We start from the raw sequence: 23,012 nt of genomic DNA on the forward strand, positions 1-23,012 counted from the left end.
TCGTCCGTGCGGATGGCGAACTTGACGGCCGCACTGGCTCCCTGCCGATTCGGCGCATAGTTAGGGAGCCCGCCTGCACAGGCGTAAGGGAAAACTCAGTCAGCCTGCCCGATGACGAGCGGGCGCGCATCGGAGCGGCCCGCGTCGTCCACCACGCGCACGAGGAAACGTCCGGTGCGGTCGGGCGCCCACATCAACCCCTGTCCGCTCGGCACGCTGCCCAGAAAGGCATCGTCCACGAACCAGTAGAGGCGATGCGCGGACGCGTCGACGGTGGCCGTGAAGGCGATCCGCTCGCTTCCCAGGCGCGACGCGCGGATCTGGTAGCTGCTGCCGCGCGTCGGCGACGTGATCCGTGGTGGCTCGCCCGCCAGCTGGCCCCCACCCTGACAATCCGGCAGGGGCGGCGGGGCACGTCGCGGCATCCCGGCCTGCGCGAACACCCGCGCGAGATCGGACGGCCAGTACTCGTACACCTCCGTCCGTGTGCGATCGGGGTCGTACGGCGGGCACGCGGGCCTGCCGGTCGCGGTATCGACGATCACCGGACGATGCACGTTGCTGACGCGTATGGGCGACTTGCCGGGAATGAACCAGGTGGAGCCCACTTGTGGGCACCATGCGTTGGGAAGGTCGCCGCTCGCGATACACACGGGCACGCGACGCAGGTTCGCCGGATTGCGGCGAATCGGCTCGGCGAGTCCGGGACGCTCGGCACGCAACGCATCGGCGATCCGGAAGAACAGCGGCGCAGCGGCGTCGACACCCACGAACGCCGGGTTGCCCGCGCCGTCGAAGTTGCCGATCCATACCACGAGCACATAGGGCCCGAAGCTGCCGGCCGTCCACGCGTCGCGGAAGCTCCACGACGTTCCGGTCTTCCAGTACACCGGCAGACGCGCCGGCTGCGCCGCGACGACGTCGTCCGGTCGCGGGTTCTGGCGCAGCATGTCCATCGTCATGAAGCTCGCCTCCTCGCTGAGCATGCGCGTGCCCTTCGTCTTCGGCGTGCCCGCGAGCAGGCGCAGCGGACGCAGCTCGCCGCGATCGGCCAGCATCGCGTACAAGCCCGCGAGCTCCTGCATCGTGACTTCGCCGCCGCCGAGCACCAGCGCAAGACCATAATGTTGTTCGCTCGCCATGCGCGAGATGCCCGCGTCGCGCAGGAACTGGTACAGCGAGGGGTGGGCGAGCTTCGCGGCGATCTGCACGGCCGGGATGTTCCGGCTGCGCACGAGCGCCTGCGTCGCGGTCACCGGACCGAGGAAGTGCCCATCGAAGTTCTCCGGCGTGTACGGCCCGAAGGCACTGGGTACGTCGCGCAGCACGGTTTCGGGATGCAGGATGCCCTGGTCGAAGCCGAGCGCGTAGATGAAGGGCTTCAGCGTGGAACCCGGCGAGCGCTTGGCGAGCGTGCCGTTTACCTGCCCCTGGATGTCGCCGTCGAAGTAATCCGCGGACCCCACCATCGCCTTGACGCCCATGTCGCGCGTGTCGACGAGGATGGCCGCGGCGTTGCGGATGCCCCGATCGCCGGCGCGCGCCACGTACTGGCGCACCTGACGCTCGAGACTGTGCTGGAGCCCGAGATCCAGGGTGGTCGTCACGCGCATCTCGTCGTCGCCGTCGAGTCGCCGCGCGGCGAGTACCTGCTCGACGAAATGCGGCGCTTCGAAGGGCAGCCGCGACAGCGGGCGCAGGCGAAGCGGCAGGGCGAACAGGGGGCGGGCCTGCGCATCGTCGGGATGCCGCGCGACCCAGCGTGCGAAGAGACGGTCGCGCGCCGCCTTGAGCGCCTTGTCGATCACCGCGCTGCCGTTCGCCTCGCCCGGCAGACCGCGGGCGGGCTCCTGGGGAATGACGGCCAGCGTCAGGGCTTCGGGCAGGCTGAGGCGAGCCGGCGATTTACCGAAGTACGCGAGGCTCGCCGCGCCGACGCCTTCCACGTTACGGCCATAAGGCGCGGCGTTGAGATAGGCCTCGAGGATGTCGTGCTTGGAATACAGCAGTTCGAGCTGCACCGCGCGCAGCGCCTGGACGACCTTGCCCGTCGGGCTGCGCGTGTCGAGACGCCACATCAGTCGCGCGAGCTGCATGGTGATCGTCGAACCGCCCTGCGGACTCGCGCGGCGCGCGTACGTCATCCACGCGCCACGCACCAGGCCCCACACGCTGACGCCCGGGTGCCAGCGGAACCAGCGATCCTCGTGCAGCAGCACGGCATCCACCATGGCCGGCGCGACGTCCTCCAGCGGCACCCACAGCCGGTAGCGCTGGTCGCTGGCCAGCGTCAGTCGCAGCAGGTGGCCGTTCGCGTCGTAGACGGCGGTCGACGAGGGAAACGACAGGCGCAGCGCATCGTGCGGCCATAGCCGTACCGCGATGGGTACGGCGATGACCAGCAGCGCGGCGACGAGCGCGTTGTGCCATGTGATGGCGCGAAGGCGGGCGACGAAGGTCACGACACGGTCGCTTAGGGCTTCCGCTCCACCGAGATCGCACCGCCGCCCGGTGCGCGCGCCTGCACGCCACGGTCGTAGAGCGACTCCGCGAAGACCGGCGGGATCGTGAACCTGCCTGCGTTCGTCGCCTTGATCCGGTACACGAATTCCTGCACGTCGCGGCTTGCGTAACCGTAGACCACGACGCGATCCTCGCGAACGTCGGCGTACTGCGGCGTCCAGGTCGACGCCGCCGTGCCGACCGGCGAGTGCCATGTCGGCGTCTCGTCGGTCGCTTCCCCGGCTTCATCGCCCTCGTCGCCCTCGTCGCCTTCCCCGGTCGTGCCCGATACGTCGTCCTCGCTCGTGACGGCGACCTCGGCCGGCGCCGGCGGCGCGGTATCGAGCACCGGTTCGAATCCACCCGGCAACAGGTCGACGATGGCCACGTCGGGTACCCCCTCGTCGCGCGTGGAGCGAATGCGCAGGTGCACGTCGATCTCGTCGCCGGTGTTGACGGTGTCGACCGCCTTGCCCTTCGCGTCGGTGTACGCACGCGTGATCTCGAGCCCGTCCTTGCGCGTCTCGATCGCGGGTTTCCGGTCGAAGCCCGTCTGCGAGACCGCGTACCACGCGGTGGCATCGGCATCGTCGACCATGCGCAGGCGCTGCGTGCCGGCCGCCCAACGACCGTCGACAAGCGCGCCGCGTGGCGCGCCGATCGGCGTGACCTTGCCGTCCGCCGCCACCGCGCCGATCGACAGCCGGGCAACGTCGCCGCCCGCGTCCTTCGCCCACGCGTCGAGCGCCAGAATGATCATGCCCGACGACAAGGTGTTGTAGTGCCCCTTCCCCAACGGACGCACGAGGTTCTCGATCGTCTCCGGCGGCAGGGCCTTCGCCTGCTCGGGGAAATGCTTCGAGAGCAGGTACAGCACCGTGGCGTCGCGGATCGGCGCGTCGTAATACTCCGCATACGCGTACGTTTCGTCGGCGGGCTTCCTGCCGAGCAGCTTGCGCGGCGCCGCCATCAGGTCGGCCGCGAGACGGTCCTGGTGCAGCATCTGGTACGAGGCCGCGAGCCATGCCGCGGCGAGGTCGCCCTTCCATTCCTTCGGATGCACTTCCTGCAGGCGACGCTGCACCGATGCGAGATCGTTGGTGGTGACGTTGCCCTGGCGCGTCAACAGGTAGATCGCATACGCGCGCTGGCGCATCGCGGCCAGCGAATCGTCCGTGTCGTCGGACGCGATCTGGCGCAGCGCGTTGTCCGCGGAGGCGAGCAGGTCGCCGGGCACGGCGACGCCACGGTCGGCCGCCTCCACCAGATAGTGCACGGCGTAGTCGGTCGCGAACGCGTGCGTATCGGGCGTGGCGGTCCAGAGGCCGAAACCACCCTGCCCGTTCTGTCGCGCGCGCAGCGTGTCGAGCAACGCGGCCACCGGATCGGCCGGCGCGACATCTCCATCCAGCATCCGCGCGGGCTTTACGTCGCCGAACTCCGGCCGCTTGCCGAGCACGAGGGCGGGCATCGCCGCACTGATCACCTGCTCCGTGCAGTAGTGCGGGAAGTCCACGAGGTAGGCCGCCAATCCGCGCGCCAGCACCAGCGGCACCGTGGACAGGGCCGCGTCGCGGCGCGCGTATTCGTCGTGCATGTCGCGCAGGCCCGTCACGTCGTCCCGTCCGTGCGCGTCCACGCGCCCGAAGACGAGGTCGGTCCGCAGCGGCGAGGCGGGACGCACGGAGAGATCGACGGCCTGCTTCGCCGACTTGCCGTTATAGCCGGCGGTGAAGGTCATGTTGCCGGAGCCGAGACGGTCCGTCGCCCGAACGCGGAAGATGGCGACGCCTTCGCGCATCTCGCCGAGCGTCAGCGTGCGCGACGCGTCGCCCACGACCTGCAGCTGCGGGCCGACCCGGAGCGCGACGGCGACGGGGACATCCTTGCCGCCGAGCCCGGTCAGGTTGTTGGCCACGCCAACGCTGATCTCGGCCTCGTCCCCAGGCGCGAGCGTGGTCGGCACGTTCGGCGACAGTACGAAGTCGCCGCGCACCGTGGTGGCGCCTTCGAAGATGCCGATCTTCTCCGGCGACACGCTGACGGCCATGACGCGCAGCTTGCCGTTGAAGTAATCCGGCACGGTATAGGTGAGGTCGCGCGATCCGTCGACGTCGACGATTCCCGACCAGTACGCCACGGGCTTGTCGCGTTTGCGGCGGAATGGGTTGAGCTGACGCCCTACCGCGCCGTCCGCGTCGCCGCCCGGTGCGGCCATCGCCATGAGCTTGCCGAAGTCGGGGATGATCAGGTCGAGGATCTGCGACGTCGAGACCTCCAGCATGCGCTTGCGGAAGAAGTACTGGAGCGGATCGCCCAGCTTGTAGCGGGCGACTTGCAGGATGCCCTCGTCGACCGCGAACACCACGGCGCGCGTGGGTACCGGCGATGTCACATGGAAGGTCACGGTGTCGCCGGGCTTGACCAGGGCAGGCGATGCCACGGCGATGCCGTTGCGACGCGCATCCATGTTCACCGAGAACGGCACCACGCCGAACGACAGCGGGCTCATGAAGATCTCGTCCGACGACGGGTCGCGCACGTACTGCACGTTGACGTAACCGTTGCCTTCGAAATCCGCCGGCACCGTGATGTGCTGCACCGAACTGGTCGAGTCGGCGTGGAACCACGCGTGCGCGTACACGCGGTCGCGCTCGATGGTGATGAGGCCGCTGCCCGCATAGGGTGCGCGGATGGCGATGTCCACCGCCTCGCCCTGCACGTAGTCCTTCTTCGACAGCGTGAGCTGAAGTTCGGCGTTGCGTTCGAGCGAGCGCGACACGTTACCCTCGCCCGCCACGGACCAGGCGACCCGGTTCACTTCCTTGCCATCGGCGTTCTTCACGACCAGCGCGAAGTTGCCCGGCTTGTCCGTCGGCAGCGTCACGTCGATGCCGGCGGCGGGAATCGACAACGGCGTTTCCGAGACCGTCGTCTCGCGCGCTTTCGACTCGTACTTGAACACGCCCGAGTCCTGCTTCGTCAGCACGGACACGTAGCGCGTCTCGACGATGGCCTGCTTCAGGCCGCCGAGCGGGATGCGCTTCGCTGCCGGATCGATGGCGACGAGGTTGACCGAGCGCTTCGCGTCGCGGCTCACGTAGTCGAGATTGTCGACGGACTTGTAGCCCACGAGCCAGTCGTTCGACGAGACCATCCCCTGCGTGGCCGCCGCGACGCTCCGGCCGCCTTCGGCCTCGTACGCCTTGGCGAGGAAGTAGAGCTGGTAGGTGGCATCGGCGTAGCGCGACAGGTCGAGCGCGAACTCCGCGTGGCCCTTGTCGTCGGTCTTCGCATCCGCGAGCTTTTCTTCGAAGCCTTCCTTCGCGCGGCGGATGTCGTAGAAGTGATAGTCCTTGTAGCTCGGAAACGACGGGAACGCGGGCCGCAACACGAGCGAGCCTTCCACGCGGCGATCCGCCGCGGGTGTGCCGAACAGGTTCTGGACGTCGACCAGCGCCTTCAGCTGCGCTGGCTTCACCCAGCCTTCCGCCACGGCCGACGAGAGCTTCGCGGAGACCTTCATGCGGTCCGGCTGGAACTCCTTGACCTGCACGGTCGTGCTGCCGATCTGCGAATACGGCTTGCCGTCCTTCGCGATGTACAGGTTCACCGTCCAGTTACCCGTCGGCGACGTCTCGGCCGTCGTGTGTTCGAGCTCGGCAAAACCCGCGGGGTCCATCGACACGGCCTGCTGCCGCACCGTCGTGCCACGCGGGTCGACGACCTCGGCGATCAGCGGCATGCCGGCCACGCTGCGCGTCCAGCTGTTGGCGCGCACGATCATGCCGATATGGAAGAGATCGCCGGGGCGATAGATCCCGCGGTCGGAGAACAGGTAGCCCGACAGCTGGCCCTGGCTATGCGCGTTCGGCTCGCCACCGATGTCGAACCGCGAAAAATCGAGCGAGCGGTCGTACGAGGTGACCGGCAGGAACGAGAGATCCTCGCCCTGTCGCACCACGTACATCGCCGGCGCTTTTTCCTGTGTGAAACCCTTGAGGTTCGCGAAGTGCGCGAGGCCGTCGGCGCCGGTGGTCTGCGTGAGCAGCGTGCTGCCGTTCTTCGCGATCACCGCCACGGAGGCGCCGCCGACCGGCGAACCGCTGCGAATGGACTGCACGAAGATGTCCTGGCTGCCGTCGAGCGATTTCTTCGCGATCACGCCGAGATCGGTGATCACGACGAGGCGCTCGTCGCGCGGCCAGTCGTATGGCGCGCTGTCGTTGTCGTCGTCCCGCGCGGCGTCGGCCGCGGCGGCGTCGGGGTCGCTTCCGGCCTCGCGGGCGGCCGCTTCGCGAGCGGCCTTCTCACGGCGTTCGCGAGCGTCCTGTTCCGCCTTGGCGTCGTATCCGGAAAGCTTGAGCAGGAATACGCCGCGCTTGCCGGCCGCCAGGTACTGGCCGAGGTCGAATCCTTCGTAATGCGCCTTCCCCGGGCCCTCGTCGGGGAACGAGACCTTCTTCACGAAGCGGTCCACGATGTGGTCCTGGGTGAACCCGTACATTTCCGGTTTCGAGTAGCTGCCCGAATTGAGCGAGACGAGGTGCTGCAGCTGGTCGGGCAACACGCGGCCGATCTCCATGCGCATGCCGGGCATGTTGCGCGAGACCACGGACAGGCGCCGGTCACCGGTGAGCGACAGCAGCGAACCGTCGGCCATGAAGCGGAGGAGGCGCGGGTAGTCGGGCACGGTGAGCAGGTCGGTGCGCGGCCTGGGCATCACGTAGCCACCGAAAGAGGTCATCCCCTTGTCGATCCGCACGTAGATCCGCTGACCCGGCTGCGCGTGGTAGCGGAAGCTCTGCGATTCGGACCAGTCGTTCTCCGTCGGCACGACCTCGGGCTTCAGCGGCGTGAATCCGCGCAGGTCGGCCTCGCCGATGCTGCTCATCGCGTAGTGCTTGTCGTCGTCCAGCGGCAGCGCCCACACGTGCAGCTTCTTCGCCAGCTCGGCATCGCTGACCGGGCCGCCGAACTGCATCACCACGACCTGCTCGGGCTCGAACCGTTCGTTGTCCACCAGCGTGGCCGTGACGTCGTCGACCTTCAGGCTGTAGAGCCCCGGTACCCGCACCGACGTCTCCACCGGCTTTTCGGTGCCGTCGCCGCCGCGACTGCTGCGCACGCCGTCGTCGAGACGCAGGCCGACCGAGCCGTCGTCCCGCGGCAACTGCAGCGGCTGGGAATGTATGAACGCGTTCAGGCGGTGCTCGTCGTACGTCACCGTGTATTTCAGCGCGTCGCCGCGCTTCTCGTTGCCGTTGCGTAGTTCGAGCGCGATGCGCTTCTCCAGCTGGGCCGCGTCGACCGGGTAGTTGAAGCCGAGCTGGACGATGGTCTTCTTGCGCGTCGGGTCCTGCGGATCCTGATAGAACTCGCCATTGACCACGCGTGCCGTGAACGGCGCGGTGGCGAAGGTGAGGTGGTCGTCCGCCAGAAGCGCCTGCGGCGCGAACACCTTCGCCTTGTCGAACCGCACGTCGACCTTGCGGCCGACCGGCCAGTCGCCGGCGGGCGTGAAGCGGAGCACGCGGTCGTTTTCCCATGCCCACTGGCCCGGCAGCTTCGGGTCCATCGCGATACCGTCGGTGACCGGTTTACCCAGCGACTCCAGCTTCGCCGCGGAGCCGGAGAACGTCACCGTCAACGGGCGGATCACCGCCGGGACGTGGTCGTAGTCCGTCACGGCGGGCGCGGCCACCTCGAAGGTGATCCGGTTCGGTTCGGCCGGCCGCGGACGGTTCTGCCACCAGTGCCATCCGAACCACCCAGCCGCGACGAGGGCGATCGCGGCGGCGAACGTGCCGGCGAACTTCAGTGGGTGGGCACGGGCGACGCGACCGGTCGCCGGCATCCATGCCGGCGCGGACCACGCCATGTTCCCGAACAGGGGCCGCAGCACCCGGCCAAGCACATGGAAAAGGCCGCGCACGAGGCGCAGGGGCAGCAGTGCGAGGAAGCGAAGCAGATCCATATGTCCGGAGTCCATTGCGTGAAAGACGGCGCCAGCGCCATGCCACGGATACGTGAACGCCAACCCACCGCGTGAGCGGCGAGCCGAACGTCATTGCGTATCCCCATGCCCATCGTGCGCGTGGTTCGGGCCACGGCGACGACCGGATTCTGGCATATCGCGGCAAGGCTCCGGTCCGTTTTCTGCCCAATGCGCAATGGAACAAATCTCAAATTCGCGTCGGATCGTCCGCCGCGTGATCTGGCTCACGGCGGTTGCGTAACGTCGTGTAACGCGCGGGCTTATTCCTTTATCTTCGCCCGACGATGAGAAACGACGCGACCCGATCCCCGGACGATGTGGCGGTACTGCGCGACACGGCGCGCGCGCAGCGCGTGGTGATCGACGACCTCAACCACCGGATGAAGAACCTGCTGATGGTGGTGCAGGCCATGGCGATCCAGAGCTTCCGCGACGACCGCCCGCTGGCCTGTTCGCTGGCGGCGTTCGGCACGCGCCTTCGCGCCCTCGCGCGCGCCCACGACCTGCTGCTCTGCCGGCCCTCCGGCCACATGGCGCTGGAGGCGGTCGTCGCCGGTGCCGTGGCGCCGCACGATCCGGACCATGAGCGGGTCAGCTTCGGCGGCCCAGGCCTCGTGGTCGACCCCGAGACGGCCGTTTCGGTCACGATGGCGGTGCACGAGCTGCTGACCAACGCCACCAAGTACGGCGCCCTCTCCGTACCGGACGGCACCATCGCCATCGAGTGGTCGTTCGACCCCGCGCGCGTGCGGGGCGAAGCGCGTATCGAATGGAAGGAGCGCGGGGGCCCGCTCGTGTCCATGCCCGCCCGTCGTGGCTTTGGCACGTGCTTCATCGAGAAGGTCGCCGGGCGTCCCGCCGGCATGCCGGCGATCCGCTTCGAGCCCGACGGCGTGCGGGCGATCTTCGATGCGCCGGCGAGCGCGGTCTGAGCCCGACACGGCCCGCTGGCCGGGTTGAAAAAATGTCGGTCGCCCTTGTCGATCCGGGCGGGGCACAATCGACGTCTCCTTGAAACGCCGGGATTCGCTCCGGCCAGCCGAGGAGTGCGTGCGATGCGATTCATGGCGATTCTCCGGGCGACGAGCGCGTCCGAGGCAGGCGAGATGCCGAGCGAGGCGACGATCACGGCCATGGGCAATTACAACGAATCACTGGTCCGCGCCGGCGTGCTGCTGGCGGCGGAAGGCCTCCACCCTAGCCGGGAGGGCGCCCGCATCCGGTTTTCCGGCGACACCCGCGAGGTGATCGACGGACCCTTCGCCGACCCGCGCGACCTCGTCGCCGGCTTCTGGCTGATCCAGGTCCGCTCGCTCGACGAAGCCATCGAATGGGTCAAGCGCGCCCCGAACCCTTTCGAGGATGGCACCTCCGAAATCGAGATCCGCCGTATCTTCGACGCCGAGGACTTCGGCTCCGAATTCACGGCCGAGGCCCGCGCGCAGGAAGAACGCCTGCGCCGCGAGGTCGCGGCCCGCCCCCTTTGACCACCGACACAAGGAAATCGTCATGACCGTACAGCCGTACCTGTTCTTCGCCGGCACCTGCGAAGAAGCCTTTCACTTCTACGCGAAGGCACTCGGCGGCAGCATCGTCGAAATGCATCGCTTCAAGGACATGCCGCCCTCCCCGCCGGGCGACGACGCCGGATGCGGCGGCCCGAGCCCGGAACAGCTCGCCGCCATGGGCGAGAAGATCATGCACGTGAGCCTGTCGGTCGATGGACAGATCATCATGGGCTCCGACAATCCCAAGGATGCCGGCGAGGGCTTCAAGGGCTTCTCGATCTCCCTGGGGTTCCCCAGCGTCAAGCGCGGGCACCAGGTGTTCGACGCGCTGTCGGAAGGCGCGACCGTGACCATGCCCTTCGGCGAGACGTTCTGGGCGAAGGGTTTCGGGATGCTGACCGACCGGTTCGGGATTCCGTGGATGGTCAATGCCGGCGACAAGCCGTCTCCCCCGTCGAAATGAGGAGTGCCGCATGCGATTCCTGATCGTGCGCAAGGCCGACCACGACACCGAAGCCGGAACGCTGCCGACACGCGAACTCCTGGAAGCCATGGGCGACTACGTCGACACGCTGGCGGCCGAGGGACGGTTCCTGGCGGGCGAAGGCCTGAAGCCGAGCCGCCAGGGCGTGCGTGTCACGTTCGGCGCGGACCGCAAGGCCATCGTCGTCGACGGGCCCTTCGCCGAAACGAAAGAACTGGTGGCCGGCTTCAGCATCATCGACGCCGAATCGATGGACGACGCCGTGCGATGGGTGAAGGACTGGCCTGCCGAAGATGCGGGTGGCGACGTGCGGATCGACATCCGGCCCATCGGTTGTCCGGGCGGTCTTTCCGGTTTCGGCGATCCCAGCGAGAACGATTCGCCACGTCCGCGCTACATGGTGATGCTGAAGGCGAACGAGCGCAGCGAGACCGATTGGAATCCCGGTCCGGAGCTGCTCGGCCGCATGGCCGAAGCCAACCGCGCGGGCGCCGAGGCGGGCGTGCTGATCGCCGGGCATGGGCTCTCGTCGAGCAGGCATGCGAAGCGGGTCGCCTTCGCGAAGGGCAAGGCCACGGTGATCGACGGTCCGTTCGCCGAGATCAAGGAAATGGTCGCGGGCTTCTGGGTCCTGCGCGTCGACACCATCGAAGACGCGATCGCCTGGACGGAATCGTTTCCGTTTCCCGACGGCGACCAGGCCCGCCTCGAGATCCGCGAGCTCTACCGCATGGAAGAACTGATGCCCGTGGCATCCTGATTGCCGCGACGCGGCTTGCCACGCATGGCGGCGGATGCTGTCATGCGTGGCCATGACGGTTCACGATACCCATCGCGCCATCGACGCGATCTGGAAGATCGAGTCGCCCCGGCTCATTGCCACCATCGCGCGCATGGTGCGCGACGTCGGGCTCGCCGAAGAGCTCGCCCAGGACGCGCTCGTCGTGGCGCTCGAGCGTTGGCCCACCGAAGGCGTTCCGAAGAATCCCGGCGCGTGGCTGACGCAGACGGCGAAACATCGCGCCGTCGATCGCATTCGCCGGGAACGCATGGCGGGACGCAAGCTCGAAGCCCTCGGCCAGGACATGGAAGGGCTGCTCGAATCCGACGAAGACCGCCTGATCGACCGGCTCGACGACGATATCGGCGACGACATGCTGCGGTTGATCTTCACCGCCTGCCACCCTGTGCTGTCGGTCGAAGCGCAGGTGGCGCTGACCCTGCGGCTGCTCGGCGGCCTGTCGACCGACGAGATCGCACGCGCCTTTCTCGTGCCGGAGGCGACCATCGCGCAACGCATCGTACGTGCCAAGCGCAGCCTCGCCGACCCGGCGGTGGTCTACGAGGTACCGCGCGGCGAGGCTCTCGGCGAACGGCTCGCCGCCGTCCTGCACGTGATCTATCTCGTCTTCAACGAGGGCTACGGGGCGACGGCCGGCGACGATCTGTTGCGCCCGGCCCTCTGCGAAGAGGCGCAGCGCCTCGGGCGCGTGCTGGCCGAACTCGTGCCCGGCGAAGCCGAGGTGCACGGTCTCGTGGCGCTGATGGAAATCCAGGCGTCGCGGCTACGGTCGCGCGTCGATGCGCATGGCGAGCCGGTGCTGCTGCCGGATCAGGATCGCCGCCTTTGGGATCGCCTGCTGATTCACCGCGGCGAAGAGGCGCTGGCACGCGCCGGGCGACTCGGCGGCGCCCGCGGCCCCTACGCGCTGCAGGCCGCCATCGCCGTCTGCCATGCGCGCGCCGCGCGCGCCGAAGACACCGACTGGGCGCGCATCGCGGCGATATACGGTGAACTGGTCGCCGTGGTGCCGTCGCCCGTCGTCGAGCTCAATCGCGCCATGGCGGTGTCGATGGCCGAGGGACCGGCCGCCGGGTTGTCGATCGCGGAGGCCCTCGTCGACGAACCGACGCTGCGCGGCTACCACCTGCTGCCCAGCGTGCTGGGCGACCTCCTGTTCCGGCTGGATCGTCGGGACGAGGCGCGCGATGCGTTTCGCCGCGCCGCCGCACTCACGCGGAACGATCGCGAGCGCCGTCTGCTCGAAGCACGGGCCGCCGGCTGCTGACGATGTGCGTGCGGCGCGCGGGCAACGTGCCGGGTCACAAGGCCCACGTCACGATCGTCGCCCCCCGCCATCAGCGCGAGGACGACTGGTTCGCCTGAGCCTCAGTGCGTGATGTCGATGTTGACGTTCGTACCGTCCGGCACGTCCTGCAGCTGCTGCAACACGGAGCCCGTCAGCTCGAAGTGCTCTTTCGCCGATACCGGGTTCAGGTTCTCGACGCTGTACTCGCCTTCGGCGAACACCGGCAACGTGACGTACGTGTAGCACTCGCCTTCCGCACGCGTCTTGCCAGCTTCGATCAGGGCCTCGATCAGCGGTGGCAGCAGCCAGTCGTCGGCGATCTCCTCGCGCAGGAGCTGGTTGAAGCCCGGGACGCTTTCCGCCACGCGTTCGAGCTCCGCCGTGCCGGTGTTGAGCCAGAAGATGCCGCCCTCGTCGGCCTCGTAGAACATGTCGCCCAGCGCCGTGAAGAGCAGCGGAGTGAACGCGTCGCCGATACGCCAGCTCCACGACGCGGCAAGCGCTTCGATGGCGTCGCTATCGGGAGTGCAGATGAGGTCGTTCCAGTCGAGGGCCATACGGGGACACGTCCAGCGGGGAGCCGCCAGTTTAATCCGATCGACCGTCGACCGCGCGATTGACCGCCTGCACGAATGCCGCCCTGGCCTTCGCCTGCGCGTCGTCGGTGGCGACCGGCCACGCGGCGAATTGCACGATCACGAGATGACGGCGCGGGTCCACGTGCAGTAGCTGGCCGAAGATGCCAATACCTTCGTACGTGCCGTCGGCGTAGGTCCACCATTGGTAGCCGTAACCCCGGCCCGGCACGTGCATGTCGGCCTGCGATCGCGTGGCCGCGTCGAGCCAGCCGTCGGCAAGCACCGGCTTGCCACCGGCGATGCCGCCATCGAGCAGGAACTGCCCCAGCCGCGCGTAGTCGCCGAGCGTGGCCGATACACCGGAGCCACCGGCTTCCGTCCCGTCGACATCGTCCTTCAGCCAGATGGCGTCCGCGGCCATGCCGTAGGGAATCCAGATCTTTTCCGCGAGATAGGCGGCCAGCGTCTTGCCGGTCGCGCGCGTGACGAGGATGCCGATCAGATCCGTCTCGCCCGTCTTGTAGGACCAGCGGGCGCCAGGCGCGAACTCGCGCGGCAGGTGCGACATGTACGACACGAGCAGGGGCACCCCGGGCTCGCGCTTGCCTTCGTACATCATCGCCACGTCGGAGTGCGGGTCCGCGTAGTCCTCGTTCCACTTCACGCCCGACGTCATCGACAGCAGCTGGCGCACCGTCACGTCGCGATAGGCGCCGGCGGAGAGTTCGGGAATGTAGCGGGTCACCTTGTCGTCGAGGCTGTGGATCGCGCCGTCGCGCAGTGCCGCGCCCACGAGCGTGGACGTGAACGACTTGGCGACGGAGAACGATGTCCAGCGCGTCGCCGGATCGGCGCCGAGACCGTAACGCTCGAGACGGATCCTGCCGTCCTGGAGCACCATCACGCCGGCGACATGATGGTCCGCCATGTACGCGTCCAGCGTACCGCCGCCATCGAACACCGGTTGCAGCGCCGCGCCGGGCGGCAACGCATGCGCCTCGCCGTGGTGCACGACGTTGCTGGCGTACAGGGTCTCCATGGCGCGGAAGTTCGCTTCGCGCTGTGGCTCGTTCCAGAAAAGGACATCGGTGCGACGCGCATGCGGCGGCGCGCATGCGGCCAACCACACCAGCGCCGCGACGACGAGTACACGTCTCCCCACGATGTTCATGCGCGCCTCCGTAAGCGTCGATGCACTTCGAAGGCACCGAACCCGACCGATGCGAGGATCAGCGGCCCGAAGCCGTAGATGACGCGGTACGCCAGCAGCGCCGCGAGCACCTGCGCACGCTGCTCCTGGGGGAACGCCGCCAGGGTGAGGGCCTCGAACGCGCCGATGCCGCCCGGCGTATTGCTGATGATGCCCGCCAGGATCGCGCCGACGTAGATCGGCGCGAAGTCCAGGAAGCTGCCGGCGATGTCGGCGGGCAGCAGAAAATACATGGTCGCGATGGCAGCGATCATCTCGACCACGCCGATCGCGATCTGAGCCGTCGCCGAGCGTGCCGACGGCACGGGCGTGCTGAACTTCCAGATTTTCAGCTCGTCGTGCTTGCCGGCGAGCCAGCGCAGCAGCAGCGCGAACAGCACGACCAGCACGACACCGGGCCAGCGGCCCCAGCCATGCGCGATCGAAGGCTCGAGCAGCAGTGCGAGACACGTGACGCCCGCGAAACCCAGCGCCACTGCGAAACCCACCAGACCGACCACGCGGGCCACGTCGGGCGCGCTCACGCCCTGTGTGGAAAGCAGCCGATAGCGCAACGCCGTGCCGGTGATCGCGTGGAAGCCCAGCGCGTTGCAGATCGCGTGCGTCGTGAAGCCCGAAAAGATCTTCATGCGCATGGGAACCTTGCCGGGCACGACGGTCTCGACCGCGAACACATCGTACGCGGTGAGGCAGCTCCAGCTGACGAGCATGGCGAGGATGGAGCAGGCCACGTGCCAGCGGGGAATGCGGTCGATCGCGTCCCGCACGTCTTGCCATGCCATGCGGCCGATGTATCGATGGAGCAGGAACGCCGCGCCGCCGACGATCGCGAACGTCAGGAGGTATTTCATCGCCCGCAGCGCGATGGCCTTCGCGCCGTTCGTCTCTTGCTTGTCCGCCACCACAGCACTCGGTCCGGGCGGGCATGGGCCCGCGAATCCGGCATGATCCCACGAGAGCACCCTGTCGCGGACAGGGCCTGGCCACAGGCCCTAAACTCCGCGGAGTTCTTCCGGCTCGCGGTGACACGATGCTCCACTACGAAGGCTCGCTCTGGCTGACCGACGGCGCCCGTCGCTGGGGCGGCGTGGACCGCGTCGAGCTGCTCGCGCAGATCGGTGCCACGGGGTCGATCACCGCGGCTGCGAAGGCGGTGGGCATGAGCTACAAGGGCGCCTGGGATGCGGTGGAAGCCATGAACAACCTCGCCGGCGAGGCGCTCGTGCTGCGCTCCACCGGCGGGCGTGGCGGCGGCGGCGCCACCCTCACGCCACGTGCGGAGCGCCTGATCGCGTCGTTCCGCGCGATCGAGGCCGAACACCGCCGGTTCGTCGACCGGCTCGCGACGCTGGGCGAAGACGCGAGCGACGACCTCCACCTGCTGAGGCGATTCACCATGAGAACGAGCGCGCGTAACCAGCTGGCCGGCACGATCCGGCACGTCGCCGGAGGCGCCGTGAACGATACCGTCCAGATCGAGCTCAACGGTGGCGCGACCGTCGTGGCCACGGTCACCCGCGACAGCACCGCCAGCCTCGGGCTCGCGGCCGGTCGTCCGGTGATCGTGCTCGTGAAGGCGAGCTGGGTGATCCTCGCCCTGCCCGACGATCGGCTGCGGGTGTCCGCGGCGAATCGCCTGCCGGGGACGGTCCGGCGGATCGTGCCCGGCGCGGTGAACAGCGAGGTCTCGGTCGGGCTCGACGGCGGCGGCAGCATGACTGCGATCGTCACCCGCGAGGCCGTGAACGGCCTGGCACTCGCGGAAGGAGCGGCCGTGCTGACCGTCTTCGACGCGTCGGCCGTGATCCTCGGCGTCACCGACTAAGCGACGCGTCCGTCCCGCAGCTCGATCGTGTGTCCGTCGAGCACGTCGACGTCGGCCGGATCGTGAGTGATCACCAGCAACTGGAGGTCCAGCCGGGCCTGCAGCGCCAGCAGTTCCGCGCGCATGCGTCCGCGTAACGCCGGATCCAGCGCAGCGAACGGTTCGTCCAGCAGCACGAGCCGCGGCTCCGCGACCAGCGCGCGGGCCAGCGCGACGCGCTGGCGCTGGCCGCCGGAAATGCGCGACGCGTAACTCCCGGCGACGCCCGCCAGTTCGAACGCGTCGATCCAGTGCCGCACGCGCGCGTCGTGGATGCCGCGACGCGGATTGAGCCAGCCGCGATGCAGGCCGAAGCCGATGTTCTGCGCCACCGTCAGGTGTGGGAACAACGCGTAATCCTGGAACACGTAGGCCACGCCCCGTTCGCTCGCGCGCAGATCGACACCGGCGTCGCGGTCGAAGAGCGCGCGGCCGTCGACGCGCACATGGCCCTCGTCGGGCGACAGCAGGCCCGCCATCGCACGCAGCGTCAGGCTCTTGCCCGCGCCCGACGGCCCGAAGAGCACGATACGCCGGTGCTCGGACCGGAACGCGACGTCCAGCCGGAACGACCGGTCGTCGGCGCGGAGCTCCTTGCGGATCGCGACGTCGACGCTCATGAGCGCACCCGCCGCGCGCGTCCCGGCGCGAGCCATCCCGCCAGCAGGAGCGCCACCACGCACGTCGCCGACACCACGGCCACCATGAGGCCCGCCGTCCGATCGTCGCCTGCCTGTACGGCGGCGTAGATCGCCACGGAAAGCGTCTGCGTGCGTCCCGGCAGGTTGCCGGCGATCATCAGGGTCGCGCCGAATTCGCCGAGCGCACGGGCGAAGGCGAGCAGCGCGCCCGCGGTGATGCCCCGCGCTGCCAGCGGCAGCGAGACACGGAAGAACACGGCCATCTCACGCAGTCCGAGCACCCGGGCGGCATCCTCCAGCTGCGGGTCCACGGCCTCGAACGCGGCGCGGGCCGCTTTCTGCACGAGCGGAAACGCGACGAGCGTCGAGGCGATCACGGCGCCCTGCCACGTGAAGACGAGTTCGATACCGAGCCGGTCGAGCCATGCGCCGAACACGCCCCGCCGGCCCAGCAGCACCAGCAGGTAATAACCCAGCACGGTCGGCGGAAGCACCAGCGGCAGTGTGAGTACGGAATCCACCACCTCGCGCGCGGGCGAGCGCCAGCGCGCCAGCCCGAAGGCCACGGCGACGCCGAGCACGAGGTTGATCGCGGTCGCCCACAGGGCGACCTTGAGCGTCAACGCCAGCGGGACCCAGATGCCGTCCACGGCCGGTCAGGGCGCCTGGAAGCCGAAGCCGGCGAGAATCCGACGACCTTCGGGCGACTGGACGAAGGCCTCGAACGCCGCCGCGTCCTTCGGCTGCTTCGAACTCGCCACGACGGCGATGGGGTAACGGATCGGGGTGGGTGTCGGCACGACGGCCGCGACGACGACGCGATCGTGCGCCACCGTCGCGTCGGTCGCGAAGACGAATCCGGCCTCCACCTCGCCTCGCGCCACATAGTCGAGCGCCTGGCGCACGTTCTGCGCGAGCACGCCCTTGGCCGCGACGGCCGGCCACAGGTTCTGCTGCTCCAGCGCGGCCCTGGTGTAGCGGCCTGCCGGGACCGAAGCGGGGTCGCCGTAGGCCACGCGCTTCACGCCGGGCCCCGCGAGGTCGCCGATTCCCGACACCTTCGCGGGGTTGCCGCGCGGGACGATCAGCACGAGCCGGTTCAGCGCGAAATCCTGGCGGGTGGCCGGGTCGATCGCCTTCGCCGCGGCGGCCTTGTCCATCGCCGTCTGGTCGGCCGAGGCGAACACGTCGGCCGGGGCGCCGCTGGCGATCTGGCGCAGCAGCACGTCCGAGGCCGCGAAATTCAGCACCACGTGCGTTTCGGGATGCTTCGCCTCGTAGGCCGCGCCGACGGCACGGAAGGCGTCGGTCAGGCTCGCGGCGGCCGAAACGACGAGGTCGGCGGCGCCGGCGGATCCGGAAGCGACGAGCAGGAACAGCGCGGCGGGGAGGCGAAGGCGCACGGGGAGAGTCCTGGGCGGGGGGCGACCGCAATATAGGAACGTAAATAGCGGATGGTCAATGACGAGGGCGCCGCGGCGAAATCTCAGGATTCGCCAAGCCCATTCGCCACGGTGATGGCAGCGTGGCGCCTGACAGACAGGGAAGGGGCCCATGAAACACGCGCTTCGCATCATCGGTGGACTGCTCGTCCTCGGCACCCTCGCGGTCCTGCTTTTCTTCTGGCTGGACCGGACGGAGACGACCACCGACGCCTATGTCACGGGGCGCATCCATCCGGTGGCGCCGCGCGTCACCGGTACGGTGCAGGTGCTGCGCGTGAACGACAACCAGCACGTGAAGGCCGGGGACGTGCTGCTCGAACTCGACACACGGGACTTCGACGTCGCCGTGGAGCAGGCGCGCGCCGAGATCGAGCGCGCACGGGGACAGGTCGCCAGTGCCGAAGCGCAGATCGCCGAGGCCTCCGCCGCGATCGTCGCGGCCGCCGCCTCCACCCGCAAGACCGCGCTCGACCTGCGCCGCGCCGACGAACTGGTGAACGAGACGCCACGTGGCATCTCGCGCCAGGAATTCGATGCCGCGCGCGCGGCGGCGGATGCCGCGGTGGCCAACGCCAGCAGCGCCAATGCCCGCAAGGTGGCCGCCACCGCGGCCCGCGCGTCGGCGGTGGCGCAGGTCGCGACCGCCGAGGCGGCGCTGCACAATGCCCAGCTCGCTTATGGGTATACGAAGGTGATCGCCCCGGTCGGCGGCTACGTCGGCAAGCGCACCGTCGAAGTGGGCGCCCGCGTGAACGCGGGACAGACCCTGCTCGCGATCGTATCGGACGACGTGTGGGTCGTCGCCAACTTCAAGGAGACCCAGCTGCGCGGCATCCGGCCCGGCACCGTCGCGCATATGACGATCGACGCCATCCCCGACGCGGACTTCACCGGAAAGGTCGACAGCTTCGCACCGGCCTCGGGCTCGCAGTTCGCGCTGCTGCCGCCGGACAACGCGACGGGCAACTTCACCAAGGTGGTGCAGCGCGTGCCGGTGAAGATCCTCTTCTCGGCGGAGGACCTGCAGCGCGACCGGCCGCGCATCGTTCCGGGCCTCTCCACCATCGTCAAGATCAGAGAACACGACAGGCAGCCGCAGTGACACGTCGCATCGTCATCCTCGTCGCGGGCGTCGCCTGTCTCGCGGGCTGCGTCGTCGGCCCCGACTATCGCCGACCGGCGCCTTCCGCGCCCGCCGCGTGGCGCGACGCGGCGTCGACGGCGTCTGCCGTTCCGGACGACTGGTGGACGTTGTTCGGCGACGATGAACTCGGCCGCCACGTGGACGCCACGCTCGCCGCGAATCTCGACCTCGCAGGTGCCCTCGCGCGCTACGACCAGAGTCGCGCCCTGCTCGGGGTCGCTCGCGCCGACGAATTTCCGAACGTCACGTTCGATCCCGCCTATGCGCGTGCGCGCACGTCGGGCAACGTGTCGAACCGTCTGCCGGAACTCGAGACCACGCTATGGCGCGCGCCGGTCGACGTGGCCTACGAAGTGGACCTGTGGGGACGCGTGCGCCGCAGCGTGGAGGCCGCGGGTGCCGACGTCGAGGGCAGCGCCGATACGATCGCCGCGCTGCGCCTCAGCCTCGCGGCGAATACCGCATCCACGTACCTCACGCTGCGCAGCACCGATCGCGACATCGCCGTGCTGGCGCGCACGGTGACGTTGCGCGAGGAGGCGTTGCAGCTCGCGGATCGCCGCGCGCATGCCGGTGTCGTGGGCGATCTGGACGTGCTCCGTGCGCGCGCCGACCTGACCCAGACGCGCGCGGACCTGGCGGATGCGCACCGTCGCCGCGACAATCTCGTCCATGCTCTCGCCGTGCTCGAAGCGCGTAACGCGCCCGACTTCGTCGTCGAGGTGCGACCATGGACTCCGGTCGTGCCCGATGTTCCCGCGGGCCTGCCGTCGTCGTTGCTCGAGCGGCGCCCGGACGTCGCCGCGAACGAGCGCGCCCTCGCGTCCGCCAGCGCGCGAATCGGCATCGCCAGGGCCGCGTTTTTCCCGCAGGTGCGCCTCACGGGATCGGCCGGCATCGCGAGCAACAGCCTCGGCGACATCACGGACCGCGACAGCCGCCTCTGGTCGATCGGTCCGTCCGTGACCCTGCCGATCTTCGAAGGCGGCCGCAACAAGGCGCGACTGCAGGGCGCCGAAGCCGCATACCGGCTGGCGCTGGCGCAGTGGCGGCAGAGCGGCGTGGTCGCGTTCCGCGAAGTGCAGGATTCGCTCGACGACACGCGCTGGCTGCGCGAGCGCGGCGACGCGCTGAACGCGACGGTGGATGCCGCGACGGCCGCGGCGAAGGTATCGCGCTCGCGCTACGACCGTGGCCTGGCGGGCTACTTCGAAGTCGTCGATTCCGAACGACAGGCGCTCGCCAGCCAGCGCGCGGCCATCCAGAACGACCAGCAGCGGCTGCTCGCGGCGGTCTCGCTGATCAAGGCGCTCGGCGGTGGCTGGAGCGAAGGCGAACCCGTGCCGCGGCAACCGGTGGCCGACGCGGCGACGTCGCCATGAACGCGACGGCCGCGGCCGCCGCCACGCCTGCTCCCACGCCGACGGCGCAACTTCCGTGGCTGGGTATCGTCGCCGTGCTCGTCGGCGCGGTGGCGACGACGCTCACGTCGCGACTGACCTCGATCGGCCTCGCCGACGTGCGTGGCGCGGTGGGCGCCGGCTTCGACGAAGGCGCCTGGATCCCGACGGCGTTTTCGGGTGCCCAGATGTTCATCGGCCCTATCTCGATCTTCCTCGGCCGCGCGTTCTCGCCGCGACGCGTGCTGCTCGTCGGCTGCGTGCTGTATGGCCTCGCGGAGTTCCTGATCCCGTTCGCGCCCGACCTGCGCTCACTGATCGCGTTGCAGGTCGTCGCCGGTCTTGGCTCCGGCACGTTCATCCCGCTGACCGCGGCCTTCATCCTCACCTCGTTGCCGAAGCGCCTTTGGCCGTGGGGGCTCGCGGCATACGCGATGAACATCATCCTCGGCCTCAACGTCGCCTCCACGCTGGAAGGCTGGTACGTCGAACACGTGACGTGGCACTGGATCTTCTGGCAGAACACCGTGCTCGCCGCACCCCTGTTCGGCCTGTACTGGTTCGGGCTGCTGCGCCTTCCCATCGACCACGCCTTCCTGCGCGCGGGCGACTTCCGCGGCATGGTCGTCGGTGCGTCGGGTTTCACGCTGATCTTCGTCGCGCTCGACCAGGGCGACCGGCTCGACTGGTTCTCGTCGACGCTGATCGTCAGTCTGCTCGCGCTCGGCGTCATCGCCGTCGGACTCTTCTTTCTGCACGAGTCGACGCTGAAGACACCGAGCATCGATTTCACCCTGCTCGTTCGACGCAACGTCATGATCTGCATCCTGCTGGTGCTGGCGACGCGCTTCCTCGTGACGTCCAGCAACACGCTGGTCGCGAACTATCTCATCACGGTGCAGGGTCTTCGTCCGCTGGAGGTCGGCAGCGCGCTGCTCTGGGTGGCGTTGCCCCAGGTGGTGATCGCGCCATCGGTCGCCTGGCTGCTCAACCGCATCGACGCGCGCTTCGCCATCGGGACGGGACTGACGATCGCGACGGCGGGGTTCCTTCTCGCCACGGGCATCACATCGCAGTGGGCGGAGACGGACTTCCGCATGGCGCTGCTCCTGCAGGCCGTCGGCGAGACACTCGAACTCACGGCGGTCATCTACTTCTTCGGTCACCACGTCGGCCCGGCCGACGGCATCACGTTCGGCGCCCTCATCCAGACCGCGCGACTGTTCGGCGGCCAGCTCGGTACTTCGCTGCTGATCATGTTCACGCGCAAGGCCGAGCAGGTGCACTCGAACCTGATCGGCCAGCATGTCGCGAGCGGCGATCCCGCTACGCTCGAACGCATCGCCGCCTATGCGCAGGCGGTCGGCGCGTCCACCCAGGGCGTCGGCGACGCGCAGGCGCGCGGCGTAGGGCTGCTGGCGGGCGCCGTGCGCGCGCAGGCGTTCACGCTCTCCACCCTCGACGGGTTCCTGCTGGCGTCGTGTGTCGGGACGCTCGGCGTCGGCCTCGTGCTCCTGCTGCGGGAACCGCCCGTGATCGTCACCGCGCCGGCCGTACCGCCCATTCCAGCGCGCACGTGAGCGCGCCAGCGACACCGTGTCGCAGGGCCGTCACGCTATGCCGTGCGATCATCCCCGGACCCGGATCCAGGGTTGAGCGAAGGGGTGGTTCCGTGCGCCGGACCGCGGCACGAAAGCGATGGCTGGGATGGATGGCGCTCGTCGCCGTCTGGCTCACCGCGCTCGTGCCGACCGTATCGCGCACCGTCGACTGGCTCGCCTTCCCCGACCTGGGGGCATGGTGCGAAGCCATGCCCGCGTCGCACCATGGCATGTCGCACGGCGACATGGACGACATGGACCACGACACCATGCCGCACGCGGCCATGGGCCACGCCACCGGCGGACACGACGCGTGCGACCCCGATGCCGCGTGCGGCTATTGCACGCTCTTCGCCCAACTTCCGGCCGTCGCGGGCGCCGTGTTCGTCGGTCATCCGTTGCTGGCGGTGCTGCACGTGCCGGCACCACTGCCTTCGATCCGCGCCGGGCCCACCGTCGCGCTCGTCCATGCCCCGCCTCGAGGTCCGCCCGCCGTCGCGCACGCCTGATCGCACCGATCCCGTACGCCAACGACAACGGACTTTCC

18 protein-coding genes are annotated in these 23,012 nt (G+C 69.0%); 10 read left to right on the forward strand and 8 right to left on the reverse strand.

All coding sequences use genetic code 11. The features are described 5' to 3' along the window. Positions 1-95: 95 nt before the first annotated feature. Both pbpC and BMX32_RS06580 read right to left on the reverse strand, forming a co-directional pair. Positions 96-2,462, reverse strand: a complete 2,367-nt coding sequence (gene pbpC / locus BMX32_RS06575; RefSeq protein WP_089975889.1) for a penicillin-binding protein 1C — start codon at positions 2,460-2,462, stop codon at positions 96-98. A gap of 11 nt (positions 2,463-2,473) precedes the next feature. Further along, a complete protein-coding gene (locus BMX32_RS06580; RefSeq protein ID WP_089975893.1) occupies positions 2,474-8,479 on the reverse strand; it encodes an alpha-2-macroglobulin in 6,006 nt (2,001 codons plus the stop codon). Positions 8,480-8,784: 305 nt separating this feature from the next. Between BMX32_RS06580 and BMX32_RS06585 the strand changes: the two genes are divergently transcribed. The 5 genes from BMX32_RS06585 (at position 8,785) to BMX32_RS06605 (ending at position 12,561) form a co-directional block, all read left to right on the forward strand. Then, positions 8,785-9,432: a sensor histidine kinase gene (locus tag BMX32_RS06585; RefSeq protein WP_089975897.1), complete on the forward strand. Its 648-nt coding sequence runs from the start codon at positions 8,785-8,787 to the stop codon at positions 9,430-9,432. Between the two features lie 123 nt (positions 9,433-9,555). Then, positions 9,556-9,987, forward strand: a complete 432-nt coding sequence (locus BMX32_RS06590) for a YciI family protein (RefSeq protein WP_089975900.1) — start codon at positions 9,556-9,558, stop codon at positions 9,985-9,987. A 22-nt stretch (positions 9,988-10,009) separates the two neighbouring features. Beyond that, positions 10,010-10,471, forward strand: a complete 462-nt coding sequence (locus BMX32_RS06595) for a VOC family protein (RefSeq protein WP_089975903.1) — start codon at positions 10,010-10,012, stop codon at positions 10,469-10,471. A 10-nt stretch (positions 10,472-10,481) separates the two neighbouring features. Next, on the forward strand, positions 10,482-11,252 hold the full coding sequence (locus BMX32_RS06600) for a YciI family protein (protein WP_170843577.1): 771 nt from the start codon (positions 10,482-10,484) through the stop codon (positions 11,250-11,252). A 52-nt stretch (positions 11,253-11,304) separates the two neighbouring features. After that, positions 11,305-12,561 (forward strand): RNA polymerase sigma factor, encoded by a 1,257-nt coding sequence (locus tag BMX32_RS06605; protein WP_089975910.1) that lies wholly within the window; start codon positions 11,305-11,307, stop codon positions 12,559-12,561. A 101-nt stretch (positions 12,562-12,662) separates the two neighbouring features. Here the strand turns inward: BMX32_RS06605 and BMX32_RS06610 are convergent, their stop codons facing one another. From BMX32_RS06610 to BMX32_RS06620, 3 genes are read right to left on the reverse strand one after another with little or no spacing between them, the layout of a single operon-like run. After that, on the reverse strand, positions 12,663-13,139 hold the full coding sequence (locus tag BMX32_RS06610) for a T6SS immunity protein Tdi1 domain-containing protein (RefSeq protein WP_089975913.1): 477 nt from the start codon (positions 13,137-13,139) through the stop codon (positions 12,663-12,665). 31 nt (positions 13,140-13,170) lie between these two features. Next, the gene (locus tag BMX32_RS06615; protein WP_089975916.1) at positions 13,171-14,331 is read right to left on the reverse strand and encodes a serine hydrolase domain-containing protein; all 1,161 of its coding nucleotides are present in this window, start codon (positions 14,329-14,331) and stop codon (positions 13,171-13,173) included. Then, entirely contained in the window at positions 14,328-15,272 is a 945-nt protein-coding gene (locus BMX32_RS06620; RefSeq protein ID WP_089975919.1) for a lysylphosphatidylglycerol synthase transmembrane domain-containing protein, read from the reverse strand. The genes BMX32_RS06615 and BMX32_RS06620 overlap by 4 nt, the downstream gene beginning before the upstream one ends. Positions 15,273-15,400: 128 nt before the next feature. Between BMX32_RS06620 and BMX32_RS06625 the strand changes: the two genes are divergently transcribed. Further along, a complete protein-coding gene (locus tag BMX32_RS06625; protein ID WP_089975925.1) occupies positions 15,401-16,195 on the forward strand; it encodes a TOBE domain-containing protein in 795 nt (264 codons plus the stop codon). Here BMX32_RS06625 and BMX32_RS06630 read toward each other — a convergent pair. The 3 genes from BMX32_RS06630 to modA are packed head-to-tail and all read right to left on the reverse strand — an operon-like array spanning position 16,192 to position 18,278. After that, positions 16,192-16,854, reverse strand: coding sequence for an ABC transporter ATP-binding protein (locus BMX32_RS06630; RefSeq protein WP_089977053.1), 663 nt, complete (start codon positions 16,852-16,854; stop codon positions 16,192-16,194). The two genes, BMX32_RS06625 and BMX32_RS06630, sit on opposite strands and share 4 nt — an antisense overlap. Continuing rightward, entirely contained in the window at positions 16,851-17,525 is a 675-nt protein-coding gene (gene modB, locus BMX32_RS06635) for a molybdate ABC transporter permease subunit (protein WP_089975928.1), read from the reverse strand. The genes BMX32_RS06630 and modB overlap by 4 nt, the downstream gene beginning before the upstream one ends. A gap of 6 nt (positions 17,526-17,531) precedes the next feature. Continuing rightward, positions 17,532-18,278 (reverse strand): molybdate ABC transporter substrate-binding protein, encoded by a 747-nt coding sequence (gene modA, locus BMX32_RS06640; protein ID WP_244511439.1) that lies wholly within the window; start codon positions 18,276-18,278, stop codon positions 17,532-17,534. Positions 18,279-18,429: 151 nt separating this feature from the next. Here modA and BMX32_RS06645 point away from each other — a divergent pair, with 151 nt between their 5' ends. From BMX32_RS06645 to BMX32_RS06660, 4 genes are all read left to right on the forward strand, one after another. Continuing rightward, positions 18,430-19,422 carry an HlyD family secretion protein gene (locus BMX32_RS06645; RefSeq protein WP_089975934.1) on the forward strand — a complete coding sequence of 331 codons (993 nt, stop codon included), beginning with the start codon at positions 18,430-18,432 and terminating at the stop codon, positions 19,420-19,422. Further along, positions 19,419-20,846 (forward strand): efflux transporter outer membrane subunit, encoded by a 1,428-nt coding sequence (locus BMX32_RS06650; protein WP_089975937.1) that lies wholly within the window; start codon positions 19,419-19,421, stop codon positions 20,844-20,846. The genes BMX32_RS06645 and BMX32_RS06650 overlap by 4 nt, the downstream gene beginning before the upstream one ends. Then, on the forward strand, positions 20,843-22,444 hold the full coding sequence (locus BMX32_RS06655; protein ID WP_089975940.1) for an MFS transporter: 1,602 nt from the start codon (positions 20,843-20,845) through the stop codon (positions 22,442-22,444). The genes BMX32_RS06650 and BMX32_RS06655 overlap by 4 nt, the downstream gene beginning before the upstream one ends. 131 nt (positions 22,445-22,575) lie before the next feature. Then, the gene (locus tag BMX32_RS06660; RefSeq protein ID WP_089975943.1) at positions 22,576-22,974 is read left to right on the forward strand and encodes a DUF2946 family protein; all 399 of its coding nucleotides are present in this window, start codon (positions 22,576-22,578) and stop codon (positions 22,972-22,974) included. Positions 22,975-23,012 lie beyond the last annotated feature (38 nt).

The organism is Luteibacter sp. UNCMF331Sha3.1 (genome assembly GCF_900109915.1).
Classification (GTDB): domain Bacteria; phylum Pseudomonadota; class Gammaproteobacteria; order Xanthomonadales; family Rhodanobacteraceae; genus Luteibacter.